We start from the raw sequence: 24,509 nt of genomic DNA on the forward strand, positions 1-24,509 counted from the left end.
AATGACCACGCCCCTGATTGAACTCAAAGGCATCCGCAAATCCTACGGCGGCGGCGACAGCCCGCAGGTCGATGTGTTGCGCGGCATCGACCTGTCGATCCATGCCGGCGAGTTCGTCGCCATTGTCGGCGCGTCGGGCTCGGGTAAATCGACGCTGATGAACATCCTCGGCTGCCTCGACCGCCCCACCGAGGGCGACTACCTGTTCGCCGGGGAAAACGTCGCCCACCTGGGAAGCGACGAACTGGCCTGGCTACGCCGCGAAGCCTTCGGTTTTGTGTTTCAGGGCTACCACTTGATTCCCTCAGGCTCCGCCCAGGAAAACGTCGAGATGCCGGCGATCTATGCCGGCATCAGCGCCGCCGAACGCCATGCCCGCGCCAGCGCCCTGCTCACCCGCCTGGGCCTGGCCGAGCGCACCGGCAATCGGCCGCACCAGCTGTCGGGTGGGCAACAGCAACGGGTGTCCATCGCCCGCGCCCTGATGAACGGCGGCCATATCATCCTCGCCGACGAACCCACCGGCGCCCTCGACAGCCATAGCGGCGCCGAGGTCATGGCCTTGCTCGACGAACTGGCGAGCCAGGGCCATGTGGTCATCCTGATTACCCACGACCGTGAAGTGGCGGCGCGAGCCAACCGCATCATTGAGATTCGCGACGGCCAGATCATCAGCGATTCGGCTGACACCCGCGCGGCCACGCCCAGCGTGGCGGCCGGCGCCTTGCACGCCGTGGACCTGCGCCAACGCCTGGTCGACGGCGCCGAGCACAATGGTGCCTGGAAAGCCGAATTGCTGGACGCCGTGCAGGCCGCCTGGCGGGTGATGTGGATTAACCGTTTTCGCACGGCGCTGACGCTGCTGGGCATCATCATCGGCGTCGCGTCGGTGGTGGTGATGCTGGCAGTGGGCGAAGGCAGCAAGCGCCAGGTCATGGCGCAGATGGGCGCGTTCGGCTCCAATATCATCTACCTCAGCGGGTCTTCGCCCAACCCGCGTACGCCGCTGGGTATCGTGTCCCTCAACGATGTCGCGGCCCTGGCGACGCTGCCTCAAGTCAAGCGCATCATGCCGGTCAACGGCACCGACGCGGGTGTGCGCTTCGGCAACGTCGACTACATGGCTTACGTGGGGGGCAACGACACCAACTTCCCGGAGATCTTCAACTGGCCGGTGGTCGAGGGCAGCTACTTCACCGAGGCCGACGAACGCGCCGCCGCCACGGTCGCCGTGATCGGCGCGCGCATCCGCCAAAAACTGTTCAAGGACGTGGCCAACCCTATCGGCCAATACATCCTGATCGAGAACGTACCCTTCCAGGTGGTCGGCGTACTTGCGGAAAAAGGCTCAAGCTCCGGCAACAAGGACAGTGACGACCGTGTCGCCATTCCCTACAGCGCCGCCAGTGTCCGCCTGTTCGGCAGCTACAACCCCGAATACGTGGCGATTGCCACCACCGATGCACGCAAGGTGCATGAAGCCGAACGCGCCATCGACCAGCTGATGCTGAAGCTGCACAACGGCAAGCGCGACTACGAGCTGACCAACAATGCCGCGATGATTCAGGCCGAAGCCCGCACCCAGAACACCCTGTCGCTGATGCTCGGCTCGATTGCGGCGATTTCCCTGCTGGTGGGCGGCATCGGCGTGATGAATATCATGTTGATGACCGTGCGCGAACGCACCCGTGAAATCGGCATCCGTATGGCCACCGGGGCGCGCCAGCGCGACATCCTGCGCCAGTTCCTCACCGAGGCGGTGATGCTCTCGGTGGTCGGCGGCCTGTTCGGTATTGCCCTGGCATTGCTGGTGGGCGGCGTGCTGGTGCTGGCTGAAGTGGCGGTGCAGTTTTCCCTGGTGGCGGTGCTCGGCGCGTTTGGCTGTGCGCTGGTCACCGGCGTCGTATTCGGCTTTATGCCGGCCCGTAAAGCTGCCCGGCTCGATCCGGTTAAGGCGTTGACCAGTGAATAAACGATCAATCACCCCGCCGTTGTCAGCGCTCAGCCTGTGCCTGTTGCTCACGGCCTGTGGCGCTAACCCACCCGCCATTGATAGCGGCCTCGCCGCGCCCGCCACCTGGCACTATGCAGAACGCGAAGCGACCCAAGCCATCAACCAGCGCTGGTGGACGCAGTTTGGCAGCCCGGCGTTGAACCGCCTGATCGACCAGGCCCGTCGTGACAGTTTCGACGTAGCAGCCGCCATGGCGCGGGTCCGTCAGGCCCAGGCCACGGCGGTGATTGCCGGCGCACCGCTGCTGCCGGAACTGAAGTTCAACCTCACCGCCAGCCGGCAAAGGCTGTTGCGCGGCAGCGGCAACTCGGACCTGGACGCCACCGAAAGCAACCGGACCGTCAACAGCTACGACGCCAGCCTCACCGCCAGCTATGAAATCGACTTCTGGGGGGGCCGCGCCGCTGCGCGCGACAGCGCCGTGCACAGCCTGCACGCCAGTGAGTTCGATCAGGCCAACGTAGAGCTGACCCTGCTCAGCAATGTCGCCGACCGCTACGCGCAAACCCTGGCCGCACGCCAGCGCCTGCAGATTGCCGAGCTCAACCTGGCCAATGCACGCAATGTGCTGAACCTGGTACAGACCCGCCACGACGCAGGTTCCGCCACGGCCCTGGAACTGGCACAACAGAAGAGCCTGGTGGCCAGCCAGCAACGGCAGTTGCCGCTGATCCAGCAATCGGTCGAAGAGTCGCAAATCACTTTGGCCGCCTTGCTCGGTCAACCGGTACAGGCTCTGGAACTGGGCGCTGAACCCTTCCAGGCATTGACCTGGCCGAGTATCGGGCCCGGTGTACCGAGCCAGTTATTGAGCCGGCGCCCCGACCTCGCCCAGGCCGAGGCCCAGTTGGCAGCGGCCCGTGCCGACGTCACGGTGGCCCGTGCAGCGATGCTGCCTTCAGTGACATTGGGCGCGACCCTCGGCTCTGGCGCATACAAGGCCCAAGAGGTCCTGCGCAGCCCCTTCTACACCCTGACCTCGGGCCTGATGGCGCCAATCTTCAACAATGGCCGGCTGAGCGCCGAACGCGACAAGGCTCGGGCACGCCAGGATGAACTGCTGCAAACCTACCGCGGAGCGATCATCAATGGCTTTGCCGATGTGGAGAAAGCCCTCAGCAGCATCACCCGCCTTGACCAGCAACGCCAGTGGCAAAGCGAGGAGCTGCAACAGGCGCAGACCGCGTTTCAGATTGCCCAGAGCCGCTACGAAGCCGGTGCCGAAGACCTGCTCACGGTGCTGGAAACCCAGCGCACTTTGTACGGCGCCCAGGACCAGAACGTGCTACTGCGCCTGTCGCGCCTACAAGCCAGCATCGCCCTGTACAAGGCATTAGGCGGTGGCTGGAAAACCAACATCTGATAAACGAAACTCATATTTCATACACGAGTTGTTTCTTCACCCTACATTCTCCACCTCAAGGTCCTTGGTAAAAAAGCCGTTATCACACGGAAGCCCGGGACCTCATGATGAAACCCAGCGTTGTTGTAAAAGGCCTGGCCTGCATTGGCTGCTGGTTGATACCGAACCTGGCGCTGGCCAAGCCCTTGATCGCCCCCACCGCAATCGACTGGCTGCTGGACTGCCCCCTCACCACGACGGCGCACTTGAACCCGCAAGTGGTTGGCCGCACCCAATGCGGCCTGGTCAACGTCCCCCGCGACCATGCCGCCCCCCAGCGCGGCCGCCTAAGCTTGAGCGTGACACGGGTAGGCGCACGGCAACCGCTCAACCGTGAAGGTGTCGTGTTCATCCAGGCCGGCGAACCCCTCCAGGCCAAGGACGCGCCTTTCGTTCTTCACCTCGCCAGCCGCTGGGAGTCGCTTGCCACCCAGGCCTATCGCACCCTGGTCGACCGTTATGACGTCATCGAGCTGAGCGCCCGCGACCTGCGCGAGGGCAATGCCGTGGAACAGGCCGCGCGGGACATGGAGTTCGTGCGCGGGCAACTTGACGAGGCGCGCCTCAACTACCTGGGCAACGCCGCTGCCACCCGCCTCGGCAGCCGCTACGGTACGCTGTTTCCCGAGCGTGTCGGGCGCATGGTGCTGATCAATGCCGAGCCTGGCGAAGCAGTCGCCACCGGTGTCGAGCAACTTTTGCTCAAGGAGTCGGCGCGCGCAGGCGCCGACGGCTGTGTCAACCGCTGGCTGGGGGATTTTCTCGCCTATGGTAGACAACCGCCGGCGTCCACGCGCTGTCTCGACCTCAGCGCCTGGGAGTAAGTAGCCCACGCATTTACGACCTCTTGCCACCAAAAACGACAGCCTGCGTTGACGCACTTCCCCAATCGTTATTAAGTGCTATTTATCCGCATTAATACGATAAATCACCGCCATGCTGACTCGCCCGCTACGCCGCAAACGCCAGAAGCTGTCCGATGTGATTGTCGAGTCGGTCAAGCGCTCGATCGTCACCGACGCCTTGAAGCCCGGCGACCGCCTGCCCACCGAGCGCGAGTTGATGGAAAGCTTCCAGTGTTCCAAAGGCTCGGCACGCGAAGCGCTCAAGGCGTTGGAGGTCGAGGGCCTGGTGAGCACGCGCACCGGCCCCAGCGGCGGGGCTTACTTGAACCAGGCCGGCACCGAGCCGGCCAGCCGCGCCTTGCGCAATTACCTGCACTTCCAGCACCTGGACGGCGAGCAGGTCTACCAACTGCGCAAGGTCATCGAAGTGGAATTGGCGGTGTCGGTGCTCGGGCGTTTGAGCGAAAACGATTACACCGCCCTGCAAGCCAATGTGGATTTTTGCAGCGCCCCCGAAGACAGCGAAGCCGGCCAGCGCGAACAACGCCTGGCGGAACTGGAGTTCCACAACCTGCTGGCCCGGGCCTGCCCCAACCCGCTGCTGAGCTTCATGGCGCAGTTTCTCAATGACTTGCTGCGCGACCTGGTGGTGCTGAAAAAAGCCTACAAGCCCAAGCGCAAGCAGTTCGACGCGGCCAACCTCGACTATCACAAGCAACTGCTGATCGCCTTTCGCGCCGGGGACGAAAGCGCGGTGCGCAGCTTGATGCATGAACACATGTGCGATGCCGAACACCATATGACCGCGCTGGAAGGCCAGGTGAGCCCGCATTTCCTCTTGGAGTTCGACCACCCTTAAACACGCCAACAATCCAATGTGGGAACCCGATCAATGTGGGATCAGCTTGCCTGCGATGCGGGCGCCTCGGTGTTACAGAGGGACCGAGTCGATGCCATCGCAGGCAAGCCAGCTCCCACAGTTGACCCCGTTCACCCGCGAAATCGAGTTATCCAACAACAAGCCTGCCCACAGGCCCTTGCTCCACCGTATCGCCCTTGCCGCTCCTGCCAATAACTAAACCAGGGAGTCACCCCATGCAGCGTCGTACGTTATTGAAAGCCAGCCTCACCGCGGCCGCCGCCCTCAGCCTTCCGCTGAGCGTGCGTTCGGCATTCGCCGCCGAGCCCTTTACCTTTTACGGCCTCAAGTCCATGTCTGGCGCCTTTGCCAGCTATGGCAAATTTGCCGACATGGGTTCGCGCCTGGCGGTGCAGCAACACGCCCAATTGCTCGGCCGCCCACTGAACTACAAGGTCATCGACACCGAAGGCAACGCCGGCAAGGCAGTGCGCAAGGTGCAGGAGGCCATCGCGCAGGACGGCGCACGGTTCTTCCAGGGCTGCACGCTGTCGTCTTCCGCCCTGGCCGTGGCCAAGGAAGTGGACAAGGTCGGCGGCGTGTTCATGACCCCGGTGGGCGCCGATGAAGTCACCGGCAAGGACTGCAACAAGGCGACCTTCCGCTGGTCGGTGCCCACCTACGGCGCGATACGCGAAACCATGGTGCCGCTGATCAAGCTGCTGCCGGACGCCAAGCGCTGGTACACCATCACCCCGCAATACGTGTTCGGCGAAGCCTTGCTCGAAGGCGCCAAAAGCGTACTCAAGGAACATGGCCTGGAACACGTGGGCAACAGCTACCACTCGCTGCAGGAACAGGAATTCTCCGGTTACCTGACCAACGCCATTTCCACCAAGCCCGATGTGCTGGTGCTGCTCAACTTTGGCAGCCAATCGTCCAACACCCTGCGCCAGGCCGTGAACTTCGGCATCAAGGAGCGCATGAAGGTGCTGCTGGTGTGGTCTGCCGGCCTGGATCAGTTCCAGGAACTGGGCAGCGATGTGCTCGAGGGCGTGTACCTCGGCGCACAGTACTGGCACCAGGTCGACACCCCGCTCAACCGTGAACTGGTCAAGCTGACCCAGGCCAAGTACGGCATCAACCCCACCTACCCGCTGGCCGCCGACTACATCAGCACCAAAGTCATGCTCGACACCATCATCGCGACCGGCAGCTTCGATGGCCCGACCGTGGCCAAGGCCCTGCAAGGCTTGAGCTACGAAGGCCCGACCGGCAAGGAGTCAATCCGCGCCGGCGACCACCAGGTGATCAAGGATTACTACCTGCTGATCGGCAAGGCCAGCGGCGACATGGCCGACAAGGACGACCTCGCCAAAGTGCTCAGCGCTGGCCAATCGTTCCCCGCAGTCGAGGCGACGGGCTGCACGCTCGGCTGACCGCTTAACTTTTGTCGCGCAGGGCCGTGCAAGCGGCCGTCTGCGGAGGGTGCCTGCATGCTTAATTTGTACCTGTTCCAGATTCTCAACGGCCTTGGGCTGGGGATGATCTACTTCCTGATCGCAGTGGGGCTGACGATCATTTTCGGCCTGCTCAACTTCGTCAATTTCGCCCACGGCGCGTTTTTCCTGCTCGGTGCCTACATCTGCTACACCGCGGTGAGCCTCACCGGCAACTTCTGGCTGGCGCTGCTGATCGCGCCGCTGGTGGTGGCCGCACTGGCCTGGGTGATCGAGCGCTTGCTGATCCAGCGCATCTACCACTTGCCCCACATGTTCCAGATTCTGGTGACCCTGGGGATCGCCCTGATCATCCAGGAAGCCAGCGTGATGATCTGGGGCCCGGTGGGCAAAAGCGTCGCCGTGCCGGAACTGTTGCGCGGCGTGCTGGTGGTGGGTGATTTCGTCTACCCCTACTACCGCCTGTTCCTTATCGTGTTTTCCGGCCTGGTGGGCCTGGGCCTGTGGCTGTTGCTGGAACGTACGCGCTTCGGTGCTCTGGTGCGCGCTGGCAGTGAAAGCACCGAAACCGTGTCGCTACTGGGCACCAATATTTTCCGCCTGTTCTCCATGACCTTCGCCCTCGGCGTCGCCCTGGCCGGTGTCGCCGGGGTGCTGTTCGCGCCGTTGCGCGGCGCCCAGCCCTTCGTCGGCCCGGAGATTCTGGGCATCGCCTTCGTGGTGGTGGTGATCGGCGGCATGGGCTCGTTCAGCGGTGCGCTGGTCGGCGGTTTGCTGGTGGGCGTGGTGCAAAGCCTGATGACCACACTTTGGCCCCAGGGTGCGAGCCTGATGATCTACGGTGCGATGGCCGTGGTGATTCTGGTACGCCCTTATGGCCTGTTCGGGAGAGCCTGACATGAGCGATAAAAACCCGCTGCCGTTTGCCAAGACCCAATCCAGAGCCATGTTGCTGTGGGTGTTGGCCGTGCTGATCGGCCTGCCGTTGGTGTTGCCCTCGGCGACCCTGGCCACCGAGATCCTGATCTTTGCCATGGCCGCCCTGGCCTGCAACCTGCTGCTGGGCTATACCGGGCTGCTGTCCTTCGGCCAAGGCATCTTCTTTGGTGCCGGTGCTTATTGTGCGGCGCTGTTGATGATTCACCTGCAACTGGGCCTGTTCACCGCGTTGCTCGGCGCGGCGATTGCCGGTGGTTTCCTGGCGCTGCTGGTGGGCGCCCTGGCAATTCGGCGCACGGGCATTTACTTCGTGATGCTCACGTTGGCGTTCAGCCAGATGGCGTACTTCGTCGCCTACACCCTGAGCGACTGGACCGGCGGCGACAACGGCCTGCTCAGCGTGCCGCGCCCGGAAATTCGTGTGGGCGACACCGTGTTGCTGTCCCTGACCGATGCCCGTGCCTTCTATGGTTTTGTCGCGGTGCTGTTCCTGCTGATTTTCATCGGCGCACGCCGGGTCATCGCTTCGCCGTTTGGCAGCACGCTGATGGCGATCCGCGAGAACGAAACCCGCGCCTCGGCCATAGGCTACGACACGCGCCACTTCAAGATCCTGGTGTTCGTGCTGTCCGGTGCGGTCACCGGGATTGCCGGGGCGTTGTACGCCATGCTGCTGCACTTTGTGCCGCTGTCGAATATCGACCTGGCAATGTCCGAGAACATCTTGATCATGACCATCGTCGGCGGCACCGGCTCGCTGTTCGGCTCACTGTTGGGCGCCGGCTCCATCGTGCTGCTGGGCGACTTTCTCTCCGACCTGTGGCCGCGCTGGCTGATGCTGCTGGGGGTAATCCTGATCCTGGTGGTGATATTCATGCGCGGCGGTTTGTGGGGCGGCCTCGCGTCGCTATTCGAGAAGGTGCGCGGCGCGCGCAAACCCGCGGTCGTCGCCAAGGAGGACGGGCTATGAGTATCTTGCTTGAAACCCAGAACCTGGAGCTGGCCTACGGCGCGTTCCATGCGGTCAATGGCGTCAACCTCAAGGTTGAAGCCGGCACCATCCACACCATCATCGGCCCCAACGGCGCGGGCAAGACCAGCCTGTTCCACTGCCTGACAGGTGAACGCCAGGCCACCGCCGGGGCGATCCATTTCGACGGCAAGAACCTGATGCGCAAGCCCGCCCACGGCCGCGTCGGCCTGGGCATGGCGCGCTCGTTCCAACTCACCAGCCTGTTCCAGAACCTCAGCGTGCGCGAAAACCTGCGCCTGGCCGCCCAGGGCCGCGATGGCTCGCGTGCCTTGAACTTCTGGCGTCGAGTGGACAGCCAGCGCGAACACCTGGAGATGGCCGACCAGGTGCTGGAACGCCTGCAACTCACGGCACGCGCCGACACCCTGGCCGGTGAGTTGTCCCACGGCCAGCAACGGGTGCTGGAGGTGGGCATGTCGATCTGCTCCAAACCCAAACTGTTGATGCTCGACGAGCCCACCTCGGGCATGGGCATCGACGATATCCCGATCATGACCCAACTGATCAGCGACCTTGGCCGCGACCATACGGTGCTGTTGATCGAACACAACATGAGCATCGTCATGTCCATCAGCCAACGCATCACGGTGATGAGCCATGGGCAGATTCTGGTGGAAGGCACGCCGGAGTTCGTGCGCGCCGATGAACGTGTGCGTACTGCCTATCTTGGGGAGGCTGCCTGATGCTGATCGTCGAGAATATCCATTCCTACTACGACAAAAGCCATGTGCTGGAGGGCGTGTCGCTGAGCGTCAACCCTGGCGAACTGGTGACCCTGCTCGGCCGTAACGGTGCCGGCAAGACCACCACCCTGCGCAGCATCCTCGGCATCATCTGCCCGCGCCAGGGTCAGATCCACTTCAACGGCCAGGCGCTGGTGGGGCAAAAGATCTTTGAAATTGCGCGCCAGGGCTTGGCGCTGGTACCGGAAAACCGCGGGATTTTCCGCCTGCTGACGGTGGAGGAAAACTTGCGCATCGCCGCCCGCAAGCACAGCCGCTGGCAGCTGGAAGACGTGTACGCCATGTTCCCGCGCCTCAAGGAGCGGCGCAAAAACGCCGGCCATGCGTTGTCCGGCGGCGAACAGCAGATGCTCGCCATCGCCCGCGCCCTGCTGAACGACCCCAAGCTGCTGATCCTCGACGAACCCACTGAAGGCCTGGCCCCGGTGATCGTCGACGAGCTGGTGAAGATCCTGCGCAAGGTCAAGGACGAGGGCCTGCCGGTGTTGCTGGTGGAACAGAACCTGATGGTCTGCGACAAGCTCGCCGACCGCCATTACGTGCTCGAACAGGGCCGCGTGGTGTACGAGGGCAGCGCCGCTGACTTCCGCGCCGACCCGACGATCAAAAACCGTTACCTGGCCTTGAGTGCCTGAGTGGAGATTCCTGATGAATAGTCTTGCGCAACCGCTCCAGAGCGATGCCCCGCTGATCAACCGCGACCGTTTGTGGCAGTCACTGATGGACCTGGCCCAGCTCGGCGCCACGGCCAAGGGCGGCGTGTGTCGCCTGGCCCTCACCGACCTGGACCGCCAGGCCCGCGACCTGTTCGTGCAGTGGTGCGAAGCCGCCGGGTGCAGCGTCAGTGTGGATGCCATCGGCAATATTTTCGCGCGGCGCCCTGGACGCAACCCCACCCTGCCCCCGGTCATGACCGGCAGCCACATCGACACCCAGCCCACCGGCGGCAAGTTCGACGGTTGCTACGGGGTAATGGCCGGGCTGGAAGTGATCCGCACGCTCAATGACTTGCAGATCGAAACCCAGGCCCCCATCGAAGTGGTGGTGTGGACCAACGAAGAAGGCTCGCGCTTCCCGCCGTGCATGATGGGCTCCGGGGTATTTGCCGGGAAGTTCGACTTGCAGGAGACCCTCGACAAGCTCGACGATCAAGGCCTGTCGGTGGGCAGCGAATTGCAGCGCATCGGCTATGCCGGTGCGCGTGCGGTGCTGGGCCATCCGGTGGGCGCTTATTTCGAGGCGCATATCGAGCAAGGCCCGGTGTTGGAGGACCAGGCGATTACCCTGGGCGTGGTGATGGGCTGCCTGGGCCAGAAGTGGTTCGACCTGACCCTCACCGGCGTAGAGGCGCATGCGGGCCCTACGCCCATGCACCTGCGCAAGGATGCCCTGGTGGGCGCTGCCGAGGTGGTCAGCGCGGTCAACCGTATCGCTCATCAGCATCAGCCTCACGCCTGCGGCACCGTCGGCTGCCTTAACCTGCACCCTGGCTCGCGCAACGTGATCCCCGGCCAGGTGCACATGACCATCGACCTGCGTCACCTGCACGCCGACAAGCTGCAAGCCATGGTCGATGAAGTGCGCGCAGTGATCGAAGACGCGGCCGCCCGCCACGGCTTGACGTTTGAACTGACGCCGACTGCCGACTTCCCGCCGCTGGACTTCCACCCTGCCTGCGTCAATGCCGTGCGCGAGGCTGCCCAGGCATTGGGCTTGAGCCATATGGACATTGTCAGCGGCGCCGGGCATGACGCGATCTTCGTTGCTGAACTGGGCCCGGCCGGGATGATCTTTGTGCCGTGCGAAGGCGGCATCAGCCATAACGAAATCGAAAACGCCGCGCCGGATGATCTGGCCGCAGGCTGCGCGGTGTTGCTGCGCGCCATGGTCAACGCGGCGCAGGGAGTTCCAGCATGAGTGAGATCGGCCAATTGACGGCGGTGCAACTGCTGCAGCACTTTCGCGACAAGACCTTGTCGCCCGTGGAGGTCACCGAAGACGCGTTGCTGCGCATCGAGCGCTACAACCCGGCAGTGAATGCTTACTGCCATGTCGACCCGCAAGGCGCTCTGGACGCTGCGCGGACGTCGGAACAACGCTGGTTCAAGGGCGAACCTTGCGGCGCCCTGGATGGCGTGCCGGCGTCGATCAAGGACCTCACGCTGACAGTCGGCATGCCCACGCGCAAAGGCTCGCGCACCTCCAGTGCCGAGGGCCCGTGGGACGTGGACGCGCCCTTCTCGGCCTTCATGCGCAAGGCCGGCGCGGTGCTGCTGGGCAAGACCACCACCCCGGAATTCGGCTGGAAAGGCGTGACCGACAACCCGCTGTACGGCATCACCCGCAACCCGTGGGACACGCGCACCACCGCCGGTGGTTCGTCCGGGGGCGCCGCTGCGGCGGCGGCGTTGAACCTGGGCGTGCTGCACCAGGGCAGCGACGCCGGCGGCTCGATCCGTATTCCCTGTGCGTTTACCGGCACCTTCGGGATCAAGCCGACCTTCGGCTATGTGCCGCAATGGCCGGCCAGCTCCATGACGATCCTGTCGCACCTGGGGCCGATGACGCGCACCGTGCAAGACAGTGTGCTGATGCTGCAAGCCGTGGCGCGACCGGATGCACGGGACGGCTTGATCGGCGCGCCGCGAACCACGCCCTGGCTCGTTCCAGGGACGGACTTGAAAGGGTTGCGTGTCGCCTATAGCCCCACGTTCGGCTATGTGAAAGTCGACCCGCAAGTTGCCCAGGTAGTGGATCAGGCTGTGCAGGGCCTGGTGCAACTGGGCGCCCATGTCGAGCAGATCGACCCTGGCTTCAGCGACCCGTTGGATGTCTTCAGCACCTTGTGGGCCGCCGGTGCCGCTCGCCTGACCGGCACGATGAGCGAGGCGCAAAGGCAACTGCTCGACCCAGGGCTGCTACGCATTGCGCAACGGGGCGAGCGCTTGAGCCTGGACAATTTCAACGCAGCCCTGGAAGCCCGGGCGGCGCTGGTTGCACGGATGGCAGCCTTCCATGAGCATTACGATGTGTTGGTGTCACCGATGATGCCGATCACCGCGTTCGAAGCCGGGCACAACGTACCGCCGGGTTCGGGAATGACTGAGTGGATGGAATGGACGCCGTTCACCTACCCGTTCAACCTCACCCAGCAACCGGCGGCGTCAGTGCCCTGTGGGTTGGCGGCAAATGGCTTGCCGGTGGGCTTGCATGTGGTGGGTGCACGGTTTGCCGATGAGCAGGTACTTAGGGTGTGTCACGCGTATGCACAAGCATTCCCCACAGCGCACTTGCACACACCGAAAATCCCGACCTGAAATACCTACAACTGTGGGAGCTGGCTTGCCTGCGATAGCACAGGTTCAGTCAGCACATTGGCCTCTGACACACCGCCGTCGCAGCTTCTACACAATTTTGTAGGTTGTAGCAGCCAACGGTAACCACGATGCGAAGCGAGCCGCTCTTGATCTTGCTCTTGATCTGCTTTTGATCTTGATCTCAGGCGCCCCGTTAAACCACGCTGGCCGGAATTCGACAGTGATTTGGGGGGTAAACCGGCAGGGATGCCGGTTTAGCCGCCCCGCGCCATGGATGGCGCGTGGCGGCGCCCCCCCAAATCACTGGCGGATTACGGGCACACCGAGCCTAAGCGAGGTGCCGAGTGGTGGGGCAAGAGCGTTTTGCTTACTTTGCCGCTTTTGCAAAGTGAGCCGCCGTCAGGGCGGAACCCTAAGTGGCCGTTACCGCAGCAATGGATATGTACACCATCCAACTGTGTTGACTGCCAGGCCGCCTTCGCGAGCAAGCCCGCTCCCACAGTTTGATTGCGGGGTGTCAGGTAGAGAAGCGTCGGCTGAAAGGCCGCCATCGCAGGCAAGCCCGCTCCCACAGGTTTGACCGCATTCCTTTATACTGTCCCCCATTCATCCCCGGGGGCTTCATGGACATCGAACTGGCACGCACCTTCCTCGAAATCACCCGCTGCGGCAGCCTGGCCGCGGCGGCCGAGAAACTGCACGTCACCCAGACCGCCATCACCGCTCGTGTCAAAAACCTCGAGAACCAGCTCGGCTGCACGCTGTTCGTGCGCAACCGTGCCGGTGCGCGGCTGACCGCCGACGGCGAGGCCTTCGTGGTGTACGCCAACCAGTTGCTGCAAACCTGGGAAGCCGCCCGCCGTGACCTGCCATTGCCGGACGGCTATCGCAATGTGCTGCATATCGGCGGGGAGGTCAGCCTGTGCAACCCGTTGATGCTCGGCTGGGCCAAGGCGCTGCGCGAGCAGATACCGGGGCACGCGCTGCGTACCGAAGTGCGTGAAGGCGAATACCTGCTGCGCCAATTGGAGCTGGGTGTGCTCGACGCCGCCTTGGTGTTCCAGCCGCAATACTGGCCGGGCTTGCAGGTGGAGCAGGTGCTGGAAGAAAAACTGATTCTGGTGCAACTGGCGAGCAAACCCTCGCCCTACGTGTATATCGACTGGGGCCAGGGTTTTCGCCAGCAACACGACGCCGCCCTGCCCGACCGTGCGCGTGCTGCGTTGAGTTTCAACCTGGGGCCGCTGGCGTTGCAGTACATCCTGGAGAATGGCGGGGCTGGTTACTTCCGCACGCGGGTGGTGCAGAGCTACCTGGACAGCGGCGTCATGCAGCGCGTGCCCAAGGCGCCGGAATTCAGCTTTCCGACCTACCTTGTGTATTCGCGGGCGCGAGATTCAGCGGTGTTGCAGCAGGCCTTGGAACTGCTGCGAGAGGTGGTGAAGGCCGAAGGCGACTGGTCGCAACGCTGGGATCCGCTGATTTGAATCACTCTACGCCTGCGCGCATGCTAGCCTGCTGGTGTTTACTCTCGCAGTCTTACCGATGAACAAGAAAAAGTCCGTCACCATCAGCGACATCGCCAAACGGGTCGGCATGACCACCATTACGGTGTCCCGCGCTTTGAGCAAACCCGACCTGGTCAAACCCGCCACCCTGGCGCGCATCCTGGAAGTGGCACGCGAGCTGGACTACGTGCCCAACGCCTTCGCCCGCGGGCTCAAGCGCAGTGAAAGCCTGATCATCGGGGTCATCACCGCATCGGTAGACAACCCGTTCTACAGCGAGATGATCAAGGCGATTTCCCGCGAGGCGAAAAAGCACGGCTACACCATCATGCTGGTGGACACCGATGAGCTGGAAGAACTGGAAAGCAAGGCGGTCGATACCCTGCTGGGCTATCGCGTGGCGGGGATCATCCTGTCGCCGGTCTCCGACGAGCCGAGCTACCAGCCCGATTACCTGGAGCGCCTGGGCAACGGCAAGACCCCAGTGGTGCTGCTCGATCGCACGATCCACGACAGCCCGTTCAGCCGCGTGGTGCTCGACAACTACCACAGCGGCCTGCAAGCCGCGCACTACCTGTTACGCCAAACCCCGAACCTCAAGCGCCTGCTGGTGCTGACCGGCCCCGAGCACTCGCGTATCAGCGTGGAACGCCTCAAGGGCCTGCGGGAAGTGCTGGCCGAACACCCCGACATTCAGGTCGAGGTGCAAGCGGGCGACTACACGCTGATGCCGGCTTACCTGCATACCCTCGATTACCTGGCCGCGCACTCGGCACCGGACGCGATCATGGGTTTCAACCAGTTGATCACCCTGGGCGCCCTGCGTGCGTTGCGCATGCATAACATCGCCCATGACAGCCTGACCATCTGCGGCATCGACCGCCTGCCCTTCGCCGATATCTTTGGCGTGCCGATTGCCTGCGTGGCCCACGACGCATCCCTGGCCGGCAGCAGTGCGGTGCGCCTGCTGCTTGATCGCCTGCAAGACCCGCACAAGCCACGGGACAAAGTGGTTATCGCCGGGCAGTTGGAAAACGGCTAGCGGCTGGTGTAGCCGCCGTCCACAGGCAGGCTCACGCCACTGATCATGCTCGCCGCGTCGCTAAGCAAAAACAGCACCGGCAGCGCCACTTCCACCGGTTGCGCAAAACGCCCCAACGGAATCGCTGCCAGCGCCGGGTCGCGCTTGGCCGGGTCGGACCAGGCCATGGCCGCCATCGGCGTCAAGGTCACGGTGGGGTTGACGCTGTTGACGCGTATGCCAAAACGGCCCCACTCGGCGCATTGCACGCGGGTGATCGCATCCAGTGCAGCCTTGGAGGCGCAGTAGCTCAGGTGATCGTCCAGCGCCACCAACGACGCCTGGCTGGAGACGTTGACGATGCTGCCGGCCATGTTCGCCTCGATCATCTTTGCCGCGACCCGGCTGGCCACTTGCGCAGCGGCGCGGGCGTTGACATGCATTACCTGGTCGAAGGCGTTGGCGCTGATGGCAGCGGCGGGCTCCAGGCGTGAGATACCGGCGCAGTTGACCAGGCCGTGCAGAGGCGGCAAATCTTGCAGGGTTTTATCGAGGGCGATGCTGTCAGCGATATCCACGCACAAGGTGCGGCACCCCAATGCCGCCAACGCCTGGGCATCGCGACCGAGAGCGAAGACTTCGGCGCCGCTGGCGATCAGTTGCTGGGCAATTTCGCGACCGATGCCGCTGCTGGCACCGGTGACGAGGATGCGCTGGTACGAGAAGTCGAAGGTGGTAGACATAAATAAAGATCTCAAAGCCAATGAAGACCCACTGTGTTGAATCAGGTGGATTGCAGGTTGTGCATGACCGGTTTCAGGGCCGGATACAGCTTCAGGTACTCGGCAAACGCCCGGTCATAGGTCATGACATTCTCCCGCTTGGGCTGCGCCCGCAATTGCAACTGCACCCAACCCGTGTCCATCTGCCCATCACTCACCAACCCCATCGTATGCGCCGCCAACAACGCCGCGCCCAGGGCTGCTTCTACCTCCTGCACGATCGTGTACACCGGGTAGCGTGTGACGTCGGCGATGATCTGCATCCACAGGTCCGAATGGCTCGCCCCGCCCACCACAATCAAGCGCGGGTCCAGGGAATGCGCGCCCTGGCTGCCCGCTTCGATATTGTGGCGCAGGGCAAAACTCACGCCCTCCAGCACCGCGCGGTACAGGTGAAAGCGGCTGTGGTAGAGGTTGAGCCCGACAAAACTGCCGCTGGCGCGGTCATCCCACACCGGGCTGCGCTCGCCCATCAAGTAAGGCAAAAACACCACGCCTTCGCTGCCTGCCGGAATCTTCATCGCGCTCTGCTCCAGCAGCGCCAGGCTGTCTTGCCCCGTGGCCTGGGCCTGCTGTTCTTCGGCCTGGCAGAACTGCTCGCGAAACCAGCTGACCGAGGCCCCGGCGGTGATCGCACCGCCGAAGATGTACAGGTCGCGGTGGCCGTTGTAGACGTGGGGCATGCTCACCAAACCGTGACGTGCATCCACCTGCTGGTTCAGATAGCCCCAGCACATGCTGGTGCCGATCATCGCCACATGATTGCCTGGCTGAGTGACACCCGCCGCCAGGGTCGCCATGGCCGCGTCCACGCCCCCAGCGAGGATCGGCGTGCCCGCCTGCAAGCCCAGGCGTGCGGCCCAGTCTGCAAGCAAACCACCCACCACCTCGCCGGAATACAGCAACCGCTCGGGCATCATCGACTGCGCGATACCCAGCGCATCCAGCATCTCGCCTGACCAGTTGCGCGCCGCCACGTCGTAGACACCGCCGATATTCCCGGCGCTGCTGTGGTCCACCGCCAACTCGCCGGTCAGGCACCAATTGATGTAGCTGTTGGGCGGCAACAGGTAACGGGTATTCGCCCACACCTGAGGCTGGTGCTGCTTGAGCCAGAGCATCTTGGTGAAGCCGTAGTAGCTGTCCAGCGAGTTGCCGGTGATGGCGAACAAGCGCTCCAGGTCCACATGCTCACGCACCCAGGCCACCTGCTCGCCGGCGCGCCGGTCCATCCAGATCAGGCACGGGTGCAGCGGCGTCATCTGCGCATCCACGGCAATGCCCGAGCCGCCGTACAAACTGCTGATGCACAGCGCCTTGACCTGCGGCGCCGGCACCCCGGCCTTGGCCATGCACTGGGCCACGCACGTTTCGACAGCATCCAGCCACACCTGCGGCCACTGCTCGGCCCAGCGCACTTTCGGGGTGTCCACCCGGTAGCCTTGGCTATGCTGGGCGATGATCGTGCCTTGGGCATCCACCAGCAGCGCCTTGGTGCTCTGGGTGCCAATGTCTACACCGATGACGTAGTCCATATTCAGAGCACCGGCTTCAACAGCACCTTAATCGACTTGGTCGAGTTGGCCAATTCAAACGCCTCGGCCCAGTCGTCCAGCGGGAAATCATGGGTGACGATGCCTTGGGAGGTGACCAGGCCACGCTCGAACAGGTCGATGGCGATGGGGTAGCAATACGGGCCCAGGTGCGCGCCGCGTACGTCGAGCTCCTTGCGGTCGCCGATGATCGACCAGTCCACGCTGGTCTCGGCGCCAAACACGCTGAACTCGACAAAGCGCCCGAGCTTGCGGATCAGGTCCAGGCCCTGGGTGACGCCGGCCGGTACGCCGGTGGTTTCGATATAGACGTCGCAGCCGTAGTTGTCCGTCAGCCCGTTGATGATCTCGCGAGCGTTGTCACGGGCGGGGTTGATCACCACATCCGCGCCGAACTTTTTCGCCAGCTCCAGGCGTTCATCGACCATGTCGATCACCACCAGTTTTTTCGGGGTCTTCAGCGCGGCGACCTGGACCATGCACAGGCCCAGGGTGCCCGCGCCGGCAATCACCACCACGTCGTCGAGCTGGATATCGCCACGGTTGACGGTATGGATCGAGCAGGCCATCGGCTCCACCAGCGCCGAGTCTTCCAGGGACACCGACTCAGGGATCTTGTGCACGATGGCGGTCTTGGGAATGCGCATGTACTGGGCCATGCCGCCTTCGGCCACTTCGCGCTGGAAGCCGAAGATGTTGTGCACTTCGCACATCCAGTATTTGCCTGACTTGCAGAAGCGGCACTTGCCACACGGCACGATCTGTTCGGCGATGACCTTGTCACCGACCTTGACCTCAAAGTGCTCCTCGGCGCCCTCGCCGGCTTCGACCACGTAGCCGAAAAATTCGTGGCCCGGTACTACCGGTGCCTTGACCCAGGGGTTGTCGCCGCCCCAGAACATCGCCGCGCCCGAGTGGCACTTGCAGTCACTGGCGCAGATGCCGCAGGCGGCGATACGGATCACCAGCTCATTGGCACGCGCCTGGGGTTTGCCGATGCGCTCCAGGCGGTAGTCTTTCGGGCCGTGGCAGACGACGGCTTGCATGTGAGTGTGCTTGTCCATGTGTTCGGTCCTGTGTGGTGAGGTATTAACGATGGCGCTGACGGCTGATAAAAATCGCCAGCAAGATGATCCCGCCCTTGATCACGCTCTGGACGTAGGGCGACACGCCAAGCATGTTCAAACCGTTGTTCAACACGCCCAGCAGCATGGCGCCGAGCAAGGTGCCGATAATCACGCCGCGGCCGCCGGCAATCGACGCACCACCCAGTACCACGGCGGCAATCGCATCCAGCTCGAACGACACGCCGGCATTCGGCTGGCCGCTCATCAAGCGCGAGGTGAGCACCAGCCCGGCAATCGCGGCGGTGAAGCCGCTGATGCCATACACCAGCAGCTTGAAACGCGCCGCTCGCACCCCGGACAAGCGCACCGCTTCTTCATTACCGCCAATGGCGTAGATGTAGCGGCCGATGCGGGTGTGTTGCAGCAGCACATAGGCCGCCAGGTAGGTGATCAGCATGATCAGGATCGGCACCTGCAGGCCAAACACACTGGCGCGACCGAAGAACGCGAACCACTCTGGCAAGCCGGAAATCGGGTAGCCGTCGGTGTACATCAGCCCGAACCCGCGGGCGATGCCCATGGTCGCCAGGGTGACGATGATCGGCGGCATATGCAGGTACGCCACGAACAGCCCGTTGCCGATGCCGAAGGCCACGCCCACCAGCAGCCCGGCGCCAATCGCCAGGCCCGGCGGCAACCCGGCGACCATCAGCCCGGCGGTCAAGGTGCCGGACAACGCCATCACCGGCCCCACCGACAAGTCGATGCCACCGGTGAGAATCACGCAGGTCATGCCCACTGCGATGATCGCGTTGATCGACACCTGGCGGGCGATGTTGGAGAGATTGCTGGCAGTGAGGAAGGTGTCACTGGCGAGGATCATCACCAGGGTCACCACCACCAGCCCGACAAAGGGATAAAACGCCGGCGAACGCAGCAGCCGCGCCAGGTTCAGGCGCAAGCGGCCGTTGCCGGCGGTGTTAATGGACGTATTCACTTGAGCCCCCTGTTGCATGGCGCATGACCTCTTGAGGATTGACGGCGGACGCTTCCAGTACCTTGACGATGGCGCCCTTGTGGAACACGGCGACGCGGTCGCACATGCCGATGACTTCGGGCAGCTCGGAGGAAATCATGATGATCGCGTAGCCCTGTTCGGTGAGGCTGCGCATCAACGCGTAGATCTGCGCCTTGGCACCCACGTCGATGCCGCGTGTGGGTTCGTCGAACACCAGCACGTCGCAGTGGTGGTTGATCCAGCGGGCGATCACGACTTTTTGCTGGTTGCCGCCGCTGAGGTTCACCACAAGGCTTTCGCCACTGGGTGCCTTGATCGACAGCTGGCGCATCAGCGCTTCGACGCTGGCGCACTCGCGGGCCTTGTCGATCAGGCCCGAGGCGTGCTGATACTTGGGCAAATTGTTCAGCGAGATATTTTCGCGAATGCTGAAGGCGGTGATCAGCCCTTCGCTCTTGCGGCTTTCGGGGAGCAGGCCGATGCCGCAGGCCAGGGCTTGGGCCGGGTCATCGAGGCTGACTTTTTCTCCGCGCAGCCACACGTCTTTGCTCACCGTGGGCAGCGCGCCCATCATGCCCAGGGCCAGTTCAGTGCGGCCCGAGCCCACCAGACCGGCGAAGCCCAGGATCTCGCCCTTGTGCACATTGAAACGGTTATGGGGGCCGTTGCGCACCAGCTGGATGTCCTTGACCTCCAGCAGCAACGGACCGCGTGCGGTAGTGGGTTTAGGCGGAAAGCTGCACTCCAGGCGACGGCCGACCATCATCTCGACCAGGTGGTCGATGTCGCTGTCGGCCACCTCGGTGACGCCTGCATTGCCGCCGTCGCGCAGCACGCTGATGCGGTCGCAGATCTGGAAAATCTCTTCCAGATGGTGCGAGATAAAAATCACCGCCACGCCCTGGCGCTTGAGTTCGCGCATGATGCCGAACAGCAACTCGGCCTCACTGGGAGTCAGCGTCGCGGTCGGCTCATCGAGCACCAGCAGGCGTGCGTCCAAAGCCAGGGCCTTGGCGATTTCGACAAACTGCTGCTCGGCCACGCTCAGGTGCTTGACCGCGCAGTGCAGATCGATGCTGACCCCGAGGCGCTCGAACAACGCCTGCGCGGCCTCGGCCATTTCGCGCTTGCGCAACAGGCCGAAGCGGTTGCTCAGTTCATGGCCGAGGAAGATATTTTCTACCGCCGTGAGGTAGGGAATCAGGCTGAACTCCTGGAACACAATGCCAATCCCGGCGGCAATCGCATCCCGATAGGTCGCAAATTTTCGGGCCTGCCCGTCGATAAGGATCTGCCCTTCGTCCTGATGCTCGACACCGCCCAGAATCTTCATCAGGGTGGATTTGCCCGCGCCATTTTCCCCGAGCAAGGCGTGGATTTCGCCGCGCTCCACTTGCAGGTTGATGGCCTTGAGGGCCTGCACCCCCGGGTAACGCTTACAGATGTTTTCCAGCTTCAGAAGACTGCTCATACCGCCGACCTCGCACTCAGAAGGAAGACCTGGGCCCCACGAACTACGCGGGGCCTGTTGGGTTTACCAGCTGAAGTCCTTGGCCTTGGCCTGGTCGATCAGGGTGATGTCCACCGGCACGCTGGCCGGTACTTGGGCGCCCCACTTCTTGGCCAGGGCGATGCCCAGGGCTAGGCGGATCTGGTCGCGGGGGTATTGGGCCGAGGTGGCGATGAAATGGCTGCCGGGTTTCTGGATCGCCTTGATCGCTTCCGGCGCACCGTCGACGCTGACCAGCTTCACGTCCATGCCGCTGGCTTCGATGGCCGACAGCGCGCCGAGGGAGCCATTGTCATTCACGCTGAAAATGCCCTTGAGGGTGGGCTGGGCCTGCAACATGTTTTCGGTGACGGTCAGGGCCTGATCGCGTTCCTGTTTGCCGTTCTGGATGCTGACGATCTTGATGTCCGGGTGCTTGGCCACCGCCTCTTTGCAGCCGCGCACACGTTCGAGGATCGGCACCACGGCGATGCCGTCAAGGATGGCGATATTGCCTTTGTCACCGATGGTTTTAGCCAGGTACTCACAGGCCTGGAAACCGGCGTCGAAGTTCTTCGACCCCACGAATGAATCCAACGGGCCATCTGCCTGGGCATCCACCGCCACCACTACGACACCGGCAGCATGGGCCGACTTGACGGCCGATTGCACGCCGACCGAATCAGTGGGGTTGATCAGCAGGATGTCGATGCCCTTTTGCAGCATGTCTTCGACATCACTGACCTGCTTGGACACGTCGTGGCGGGCGTCGGTGATGATCAACTTGGCACCGATGGTCGCGCCGGCTTCTTCCAGGGCGTTTTTCATGGTGACGAAATAGGGGTTGTTGATTTCCTGGAACGAGGCGCCGATGCGGATGGGCTTGGCAGCGTCGGCAAAAGCGGGGGTCGCGCTGCCCAGGGTGATGCTGGCAGCCAGTAAACACAGGGTTTTGGGGAGCATTTTCATGGCGTGGGTCTCTGTTTTGTTTTTATTTTTAGAGCAAATGTTATCGTTAACATTTTGCCAGAAACTAACAAGTAATTCAGACCTGTGCAAGCCTCCACTGGTCGGTCTCGGGCAAAAATGTGGGAGTTGGCTTGCCTGCGATGGCGCAGTGTCAGTCTACTTATCTGGCCCTGATACACCGCCATCGCAGGCAAGCCAGCTCCCACAGGGGGATGAGGTGGTCAGTAAAAACTCGCACATCCGCTTACGCCAACTAAGCTCAGCCTCAAATAAAAACACAGCGAGCAGCCGGCCATGCCCCACCCGACCGAGACTTTCCGCGACCGTTACCGCGCAAGCGTCAACCCGCGTTACAACCCCTGGCTGCACGCCGCATTCGTGCTTGGCTACGGCATCGCGTGCATCACGCTGGCCTGGTCCTCCACCGCCGATATCACCGCCCTGCAGTGGCTGACCGTGCCCCTGACCCTGCTGTTCTTCAACCTGTGCATCTACCTCGTGCACCGCCACCTGGGCCATCACAAACATGCATTCGCCCGGCTGTTCTACGCACGCCACACCGGCGATCACCACAGCTTCTTCACCCCCGGCCACATGACCTACGACAGCCCTCGGGACTGGCGCGTCATCCTCTTTCCAGCCTGGCTGATCATGCTGCACAGCCTGGCCATCACCCTTCCCGCCTGGTGGCTGCTCAGCCAACTGAGCCCCAACGTTGCCGGGTTGTTTGCAGGCTGCATGATCCTTGGCTACCTGCTCTACGAAGTGTTCCATGCCTGCGAACACCTGCCTGCCGAACACCCGGTGGCACGCCTGCCATGGATTCGCCAGATGCACCGCCTGCATGCCTTGCACCACCGCCGTGAGCTGATGCAGGGGCGTAATTTCAACATCGTGCTGCCGTTGATGGACTATCTGTTTGGCACTTTGTATTGGGAGCCGCGTCCTCCCGATAGCCAGAAATGATCAGGAAAAAGCCACAAAAAAGGGGCGGCCTCTAGAGGCCGCCCCTTCTACTTCACATCACGCTATCAGTGGATGATGTCCTGAGTGCAGATATGCCCCAGGCTGACGTATTGCACGTTCTCACCGCCAACGCCCACACCCGGGAACTCGGCCAGCTCAATACGCCAGCCACCCTCGTTGTAGGTGGTACGCCACTTGTACGGCACACCGGTGCTGCTGTCGTTTATCACCGTTGTGTAGTCACCGAAGCAAGTACCGATATTAGCCGTGGCCTCTGATACACCCGCGCTGTTGGTAGTCGCTTTGTAGTCAACCCAACGGTAGTTCAAGTCGACGAAGTGGTTATCGACGCGCAATACCGGCGTGACCCCCAGCAACGGCGCGCCGGTGGAGTCCGACCATTGGGTCGACCAGTTCAACAGCCGAGCGGTTTGCGTGGCCAGCCACACTTCCGTCACCCGCACGATGTTGTCACCTTTGACACTGCTGGTGTTCAAGCGCGGTGTGGAACCCAGGCTCAGTTGGTAATACTTGCTCGGGTCCTGCGCCACCGCCGGGTTGGCCCGTACACGCACCTTCACCGTGGTGCCCGGCGCGACGCTCGGGTAGGTCGAGGTAGAACCGGCCGGCACGGTGACCCAGTTGGCGCCATCAAAGCGGTCGAAGATCCACTGGTTTCGGCTGCCGTTCTCGTCGCCCGCCAGGTACATGCTCACGCTTTGGCCACGGACCGCCGTGAAGTCGAAGTAATCGACATCGTTGGCGCTGTCGAGATTGCCGCTGACCTTGTTCATCGAATCGGGCAATACGAACGCGGTTTGCGCGCTGTCGTTGGGCTCGAACGCGTCGATGTTGCTGTCCACCGCCACGCCGAAACTGAACTGCGCGTTATCGGCGACCTTGGCCACCATGTACCAGTAGTAGTCGCCGGCCGGCAGCACACCGTTGAGGTATTCATCGGCATTGCCTGCAGCATCCGACGAACCGACCACACTCAGGTTGCCCTGGCCGTCATCCTGAAACAGGGTCAGCGACATATCCGCGCCTGCACTCTGGTTGACCAGTTGCACCTGCACTCGTGCGTTCTGCGGCAGGTTGAAGTGGTAGGCAAACTCGTTACCGGCCTGCACCGCATCGACGGTGTAAAGCGTGTTGATATCCAGGGTTGGAAACAGCGGTTCAAACGCCGCGATAGCCGCACCTTTCAACGCGCCTTGCGCCGGCTTTTTCAACTCACTCACCACGCTGTCGAACGGCTCGGACTTGAGGGATCGGGTCACGGCCTTGGACTGACCAGACTTGGCCACCAGCAGTTTTTTCTTGAGTTCGGTCGAAACCTTCGAGGCGTCCAGCTTGCCGCCGGACTTGAGCGCTTTGTTCACGGCCTGCTTGACCGCTTCGGCACTGAGTTTCGCAGGCGCTTGATCAGCCAGGGCAAAGGCCGAAACGAAGCAGGAGGCCATCATGGCCGCGCCTAGCATAAAGGCTATTTTCGATTTCATTTTTTATCCATCCATAGTTAAA

The 24,509-nt window shown here is 62.7% G+C and carries 21 protein-coding genes; 14 read left to right on the plus strand and 7 right to left on the minus strand.

Annotated features, from left to right (window positions below; all coding sequences use genetic code 11):
- Position 1 precedes the first annotated feature (1 nt).
- From CLM72_RS17245 to CLM72_RS17320, 13 genes are all read left to right on the plus strand, one after another.
- The gene (locus CLM72_RS17245) at positions 2-1,972 is read left to right on the plus strand and encodes a MacB family efflux pump subunit (RefSeq protein ID WP_057974970.1); all 1,971 of its coding nucleotides are present in this window, start codon (positions 2-4) and stop codon (positions 1,970-1,972) included.
- A complete protein-coding gene (locus tag CLM72_RS17250) occupies positions 1,965-3,377 on the plus strand; it encodes an efflux transporter outer membrane subunit (RefSeq protein WP_105227247.1) in 1,413 nt (470 codons plus the stop codon). The genes CLM72_RS17245 and CLM72_RS17250 overlap by 8 nt, the downstream gene beginning before the upstream one ends.
- Before the next feature lie 107 nt (positions 3,378-3,484).
- Positions 3,485-4,240, plus strand: coding sequence for a hypothetical protein (locus CLM72_RS17255; RefSeq protein WP_057975027.1), 756 nt, complete (start codon positions 3,485-3,487; stop codon positions 4,238-4,240).
- 112 nt (positions 4,241-4,352) lie between these two features.
- Entirely contained in the window at positions 4,353-5,120 is a 768-nt protein-coding gene (locus tag CLM72_RS17260; protein ID WP_034127984.1) for a FadR/GntR family transcriptional regulator, read from the plus strand.
- Positions 5,121-5,356: 236 nt separating this feature from the next.
- A complete protein-coding gene (locus CLM72_RS17270; protein WP_105227249.1) occupies positions 5,357-6,559 on the plus strand; it encodes an ABC transporter substrate-binding protein in 1,203 nt (400 codons plus the stop codon).
- A 57-nt stretch (positions 6,560-6,616) separates the two neighbouring features.
- Positions 6,617-7,477, plus strand: a complete 861-nt coding sequence (locus CLM72_RS17275) for a branched-chain amino acid ABC transporter permease (protein ID WP_003192337.1) — start codon at positions 6,617-6,619, stop codon at positions 7,475-7,477.
- Position 7,478: 1 nt separating this feature from the next.
- Positions 7,479-8,489 (plus strand): branched-chain amino acid ABC transporter permease, encoded by a 1,011-nt coding sequence (locus CLM72_RS17280; protein WP_105227250.1) that lies wholly within the window; start codon positions 7,479-7,481, stop codon positions 8,487-8,489.
- The gene (locus CLM72_RS17285) at positions 8,486-9,235 is read left to right on the plus strand and encodes an ABC transporter ATP-binding protein (RefSeq protein ID WP_014719039.1); all 750 of its coding nucleotides are present in this window, start codon (positions 8,486-8,488) and stop codon (positions 9,233-9,235) included. The genes CLM72_RS17280 and CLM72_RS17285 overlap by 4 nt, the downstream gene beginning before the upstream one ends.
- The gene (locus tag CLM72_RS17290; RefSeq protein WP_003192343.1) at positions 9,235-9,930 is read left to right on the plus strand and encodes an ABC transporter ATP-binding protein; all 696 of its coding nucleotides are present in this window, start codon (positions 9,235-9,237) and stop codon (positions 9,928-9,930) included. The genes CLM72_RS17285 and CLM72_RS17290 overlap by 1 nt, the downstream gene beginning before the upstream one ends.
- A 13-nt stretch (positions 9,931-9,943) precedes the next feature.
- Positions 9,944-11,212, plus strand: coding sequence for a Zn-dependent hydrolase (locus CLM72_RS17295; RefSeq protein ID WP_105227251.1), 1,269 nt, complete (start codon positions 9,944-9,946; stop codon positions 11,210-11,212).
- Complete coding sequence (locus tag CLM72_RS17300) at positions 11,209-12,612, plus strand: amidase (protein ID WP_105227252.1); 1,404 nt, start codon at positions 11,209-11,211, stop codon at positions 12,610-12,612. The genes CLM72_RS17295 and CLM72_RS17300 overlap by 4 nt, the downstream gene beginning before the upstream one ends.
- A gap of 623 nt (positions 12,613-13,235) precedes the next feature.
- The gene (locus CLM72_RS17315) at positions 13,236-14,099 is read left to right on the plus strand and encodes a LysR family transcriptional regulator (RefSeq protein WP_073526797.1); all 864 of its coding nucleotides are present in this window, start codon (positions 13,236-13,238) and stop codon (positions 14,097-14,099) included.
- A gap of 58 nt (positions 14,100-14,157) precedes the next feature.
- Positions 14,158-15,162 carry a LacI family DNA-binding transcriptional regulator gene (locus CLM72_RS17320; RefSeq protein WP_054897430.1) on the plus strand — a complete coding sequence of 335 codons (1,005 nt, stop codon included), beginning with the start codon at positions 14,158-14,160 and terminating at the stop codon, positions 15,160-15,162.
- Here CLM72_RS17320 and CLM72_RS17325 read toward each other — a convergent pair.
- The 6 genes from CLM72_RS17325 to CLM72_RS17350 form a co-directional block, all read right to left on the minus strand.
- Positions 15,159-15,884 carry an SDR family oxidoreductase gene (locus tag CLM72_RS17325; protein ID WP_105227254.1) on the minus strand — a complete coding sequence of 242 codons (726 nt, stop codon included), beginning with the start codon at positions 15,882-15,884 and terminating at the stop codon, positions 15,159-15,161. The genes CLM72_RS17320 and CLM72_RS17325 overlap by 4 nt on opposite strands.
- Before the next feature lie 41 nt (positions 15,885-15,925).
- The gene (locus tag CLM72_RS17330) at positions 15,926-17,458 is read right to left on the minus strand and encodes an FGGY-family carbohydrate kinase (RefSeq protein WP_105227255.1); all 1,533 of its coding nucleotides are present in this window, start codon (positions 17,456-17,458) and stop codon (positions 15,926-15,928) included.
- 2 nt (positions 17,459-17,460) lie between these two features.
- Positions 17,461-18,540, minus strand: a complete 1,080-nt coding sequence (locus CLM72_RS17335; protein ID WP_034128169.1) for an alcohol dehydrogenase catalytic domain-containing protein — start codon at positions 18,538-18,540, stop codon at positions 17,461-17,463.
- A 25-nt stretch (positions 18,541-18,565) separates the two neighbouring features.
- Complete coding sequence (locus CLM72_RS17340) at positions 18,566-19,558, minus strand: ABC transporter permease (RefSeq protein WP_105227256.1); 993 nt, start codon at positions 19,556-19,558, stop codon at positions 18,566-18,568.
- Complete coding sequence (locus CLM72_RS17345) at positions 19,524-21,032, minus strand: sugar ABC transporter ATP-binding protein (protein ID WP_105227257.1); 1,509 nt, start codon at positions 21,030-21,032, stop codon at positions 19,524-19,526. The genes CLM72_RS17340 and CLM72_RS17345 overlap by 35 nt, the downstream gene beginning before the upstream one ends.
- Positions 21,033-21,095: 63 nt before the next feature.
- Positions 21,096-22,019, minus strand: a complete 924-nt coding sequence (locus CLM72_RS17350; protein ID WP_014719049.1) for a substrate-binding domain-containing protein — start codon at positions 22,017-22,019, stop codon at positions 21,096-21,098.
- Between the two features lie 294 nt (positions 22,020-22,313).
- Here CLM72_RS17350 and CLM72_RS17355 point away from each other — a divergent pair, with 294 nt between their 5' ends.
- A complete protein-coding gene (locus tag CLM72_RS17355) occupies positions 22,314-22,985 on the plus strand; it encodes a sterol desaturase family protein (protein WP_105227258.1) in 672 nt (223 codons plus the stop codon).
- A 65-nt stretch (positions 22,986-23,050) separates the two neighbouring features.
- Here CLM72_RS17355 and CLM72_RS17360 read toward each other — a convergent pair whose 3' ends face one another.
- A complete protein-coding gene (locus CLM72_RS17360; protein WP_105227259.1) occupies positions 23,051-24,487 on the minus strand; it encodes a hypothetical protein in 1,437 nt (478 codons plus the stop codon).
- Between the last annotated feature and the right edge of the window lie 22 nt (positions 24,488-24,509).

The sequence above is a fragment of the Pseudomonas sp. MYb193 genome (genome assembly GCF_002966775.1).
GTDB lineage: Bacteria > Pseudomonadota > Gammaproteobacteria > Pseudomonadales > Pseudomonadaceae > Aquipseudomonas > Aquipseudomonas paracarnis.

Excerpts from the sequence above, each read along its gene's own strand:
- CLM72_RS17245 (WP_057974970.1), top strand. The coding sequence starts at position 2 with ATGACCACGCCCCTGATTGAACTCAAAGGCATCCGCAAATCCTACGGC.
- CLM72_RS17255 (WP_057975027.1), top strand. The coding sequence starts at position 3,485 with ATGAAACCCAGCGTTGTTGTAAAAGGCCTGGCCTGCATTGGCTGCTGG.
- CLM72_RS17260 (WP_034127984.1), top strand. The coding sequence starts at position 4,353 with ATGCTGACTCGCCCGCTACGCCGCAAACGCCAGAAGCTGTCCGATGTG.
- CLM72_RS17270 (WP_105227249.1), top strand. The coding sequence starts at position 5,357 with ATGCAGCGTCGTACGTTATTGAAAGCCAGCCTCACCGCGGCCGCCGCC.
- CLM72_RS17275 (WP_003192337.1), top strand. The coding sequence starts at position 6,617 with ATGCTTAATTTGTACCTGTTCCAGATTCTCAACGGCCTTGGGCTGGGG.
- CLM72_RS17280 (WP_105227250.1), top strand. The coding sequence starts at position 7,479 with ATGAGCGATAAAAACCCGCTGCCGTTTGCCAAGACCCAATCCAGAGCC.
- CLM72_RS17285 (WP_014719039.1), top strand. The coding sequence starts at position 8,486 with ATGAGTATCTTGCTTGAAACCCAGAACCTGGAGCTGGCCTACGGCGCG.
- CLM72_RS17290 (WP_003192343.1), top strand. The coding sequence starts at position 9,235 with ATGCTGATCGTCGAGAATATCCATTCCTACTACGACAAAAGCCATGTG.
- CLM72_RS17295 (WP_105227251.1), top strand. The coding sequence starts at position 9,944 with ATGAATAGTCTTGCGCAACCGCTCCAGAGCGATGCCCCGCTGATCAAC.
- CLM72_RS17300 (WP_105227252.1), top strand. The coding sequence starts at position 11,209 with ATGAGTGAGATCGGCCAATTGACGGCGGTGCAACTGCTGCAGCACTTT.
- CLM72_RS17315 (WP_073526797.1), top strand. The coding sequence starts at position 13,236 with ATGGACATCGAACTGGCACGCACCTTCCTCGAAATCACCCGCTGCGGC.
- CLM72_RS17320 (WP_054897430.1), top strand. The coding sequence starts at position 14,158 with ATGAACAAGAAAAAGTCCGTCACCATCAGCGACATCGCCAAACGGGTC.
- CLM72_RS17325 (WP_105227254.1), bottom strand. The coding sequence starts at position 15,884 with ATGTCTACCACCTTCGACTTCTCGTACCAGCGCATCCTCGTCACCGGT.
- CLM72_RS17330 (WP_105227255.1), bottom strand. The coding sequence starts at position 17,458 with ATGGACTACGTCATCGGTGTAGACATTGGCACCCAGAGCACCAAGGCG.
- CLM72_RS17335 (WP_034128169.1), bottom strand. The coding sequence starts at position 18,540 with ATGGACAAGCACACTCACATGCAAGCCGTCGTCTGCCACGGCCCGAAA.
- CLM72_RS17340 (WP_105227256.1), bottom strand. The coding sequence starts at position 19,558 with ATGCAACAGGGGGCTCAAGTGAATACGTCCATTAACACCGCCGGCAAC.
- CLM72_RS17345 (WP_105227257.1), bottom strand. The coding sequence starts at position 21,032 with ATGAGCAGTCTTCTGAAGCTGGAAAACATCTGTAAGCGTTACCCGGGG.
- CLM72_RS17350 (WP_014719049.1), bottom strand. The coding sequence starts at position 22,019 with ATGAAAATGCTCCCCAAAACCCTGTGTTTACTGGCTGCCAGCATCACC.
- CLM72_RS17355 (WP_105227258.1), top strand. The coding sequence starts at position 22,314 with ATGCCCCACCCGACCGAGACTTTCCGCGACCGTTACCGCGCAAGCGTC.
- CLM72_RS17360 (WP_105227259.1), bottom strand. The coding sequence starts at position 24,487 with ATGAAATCGAAAATAGCCTTTATGCTAGGCGCGGCCATGATGGCCTCC.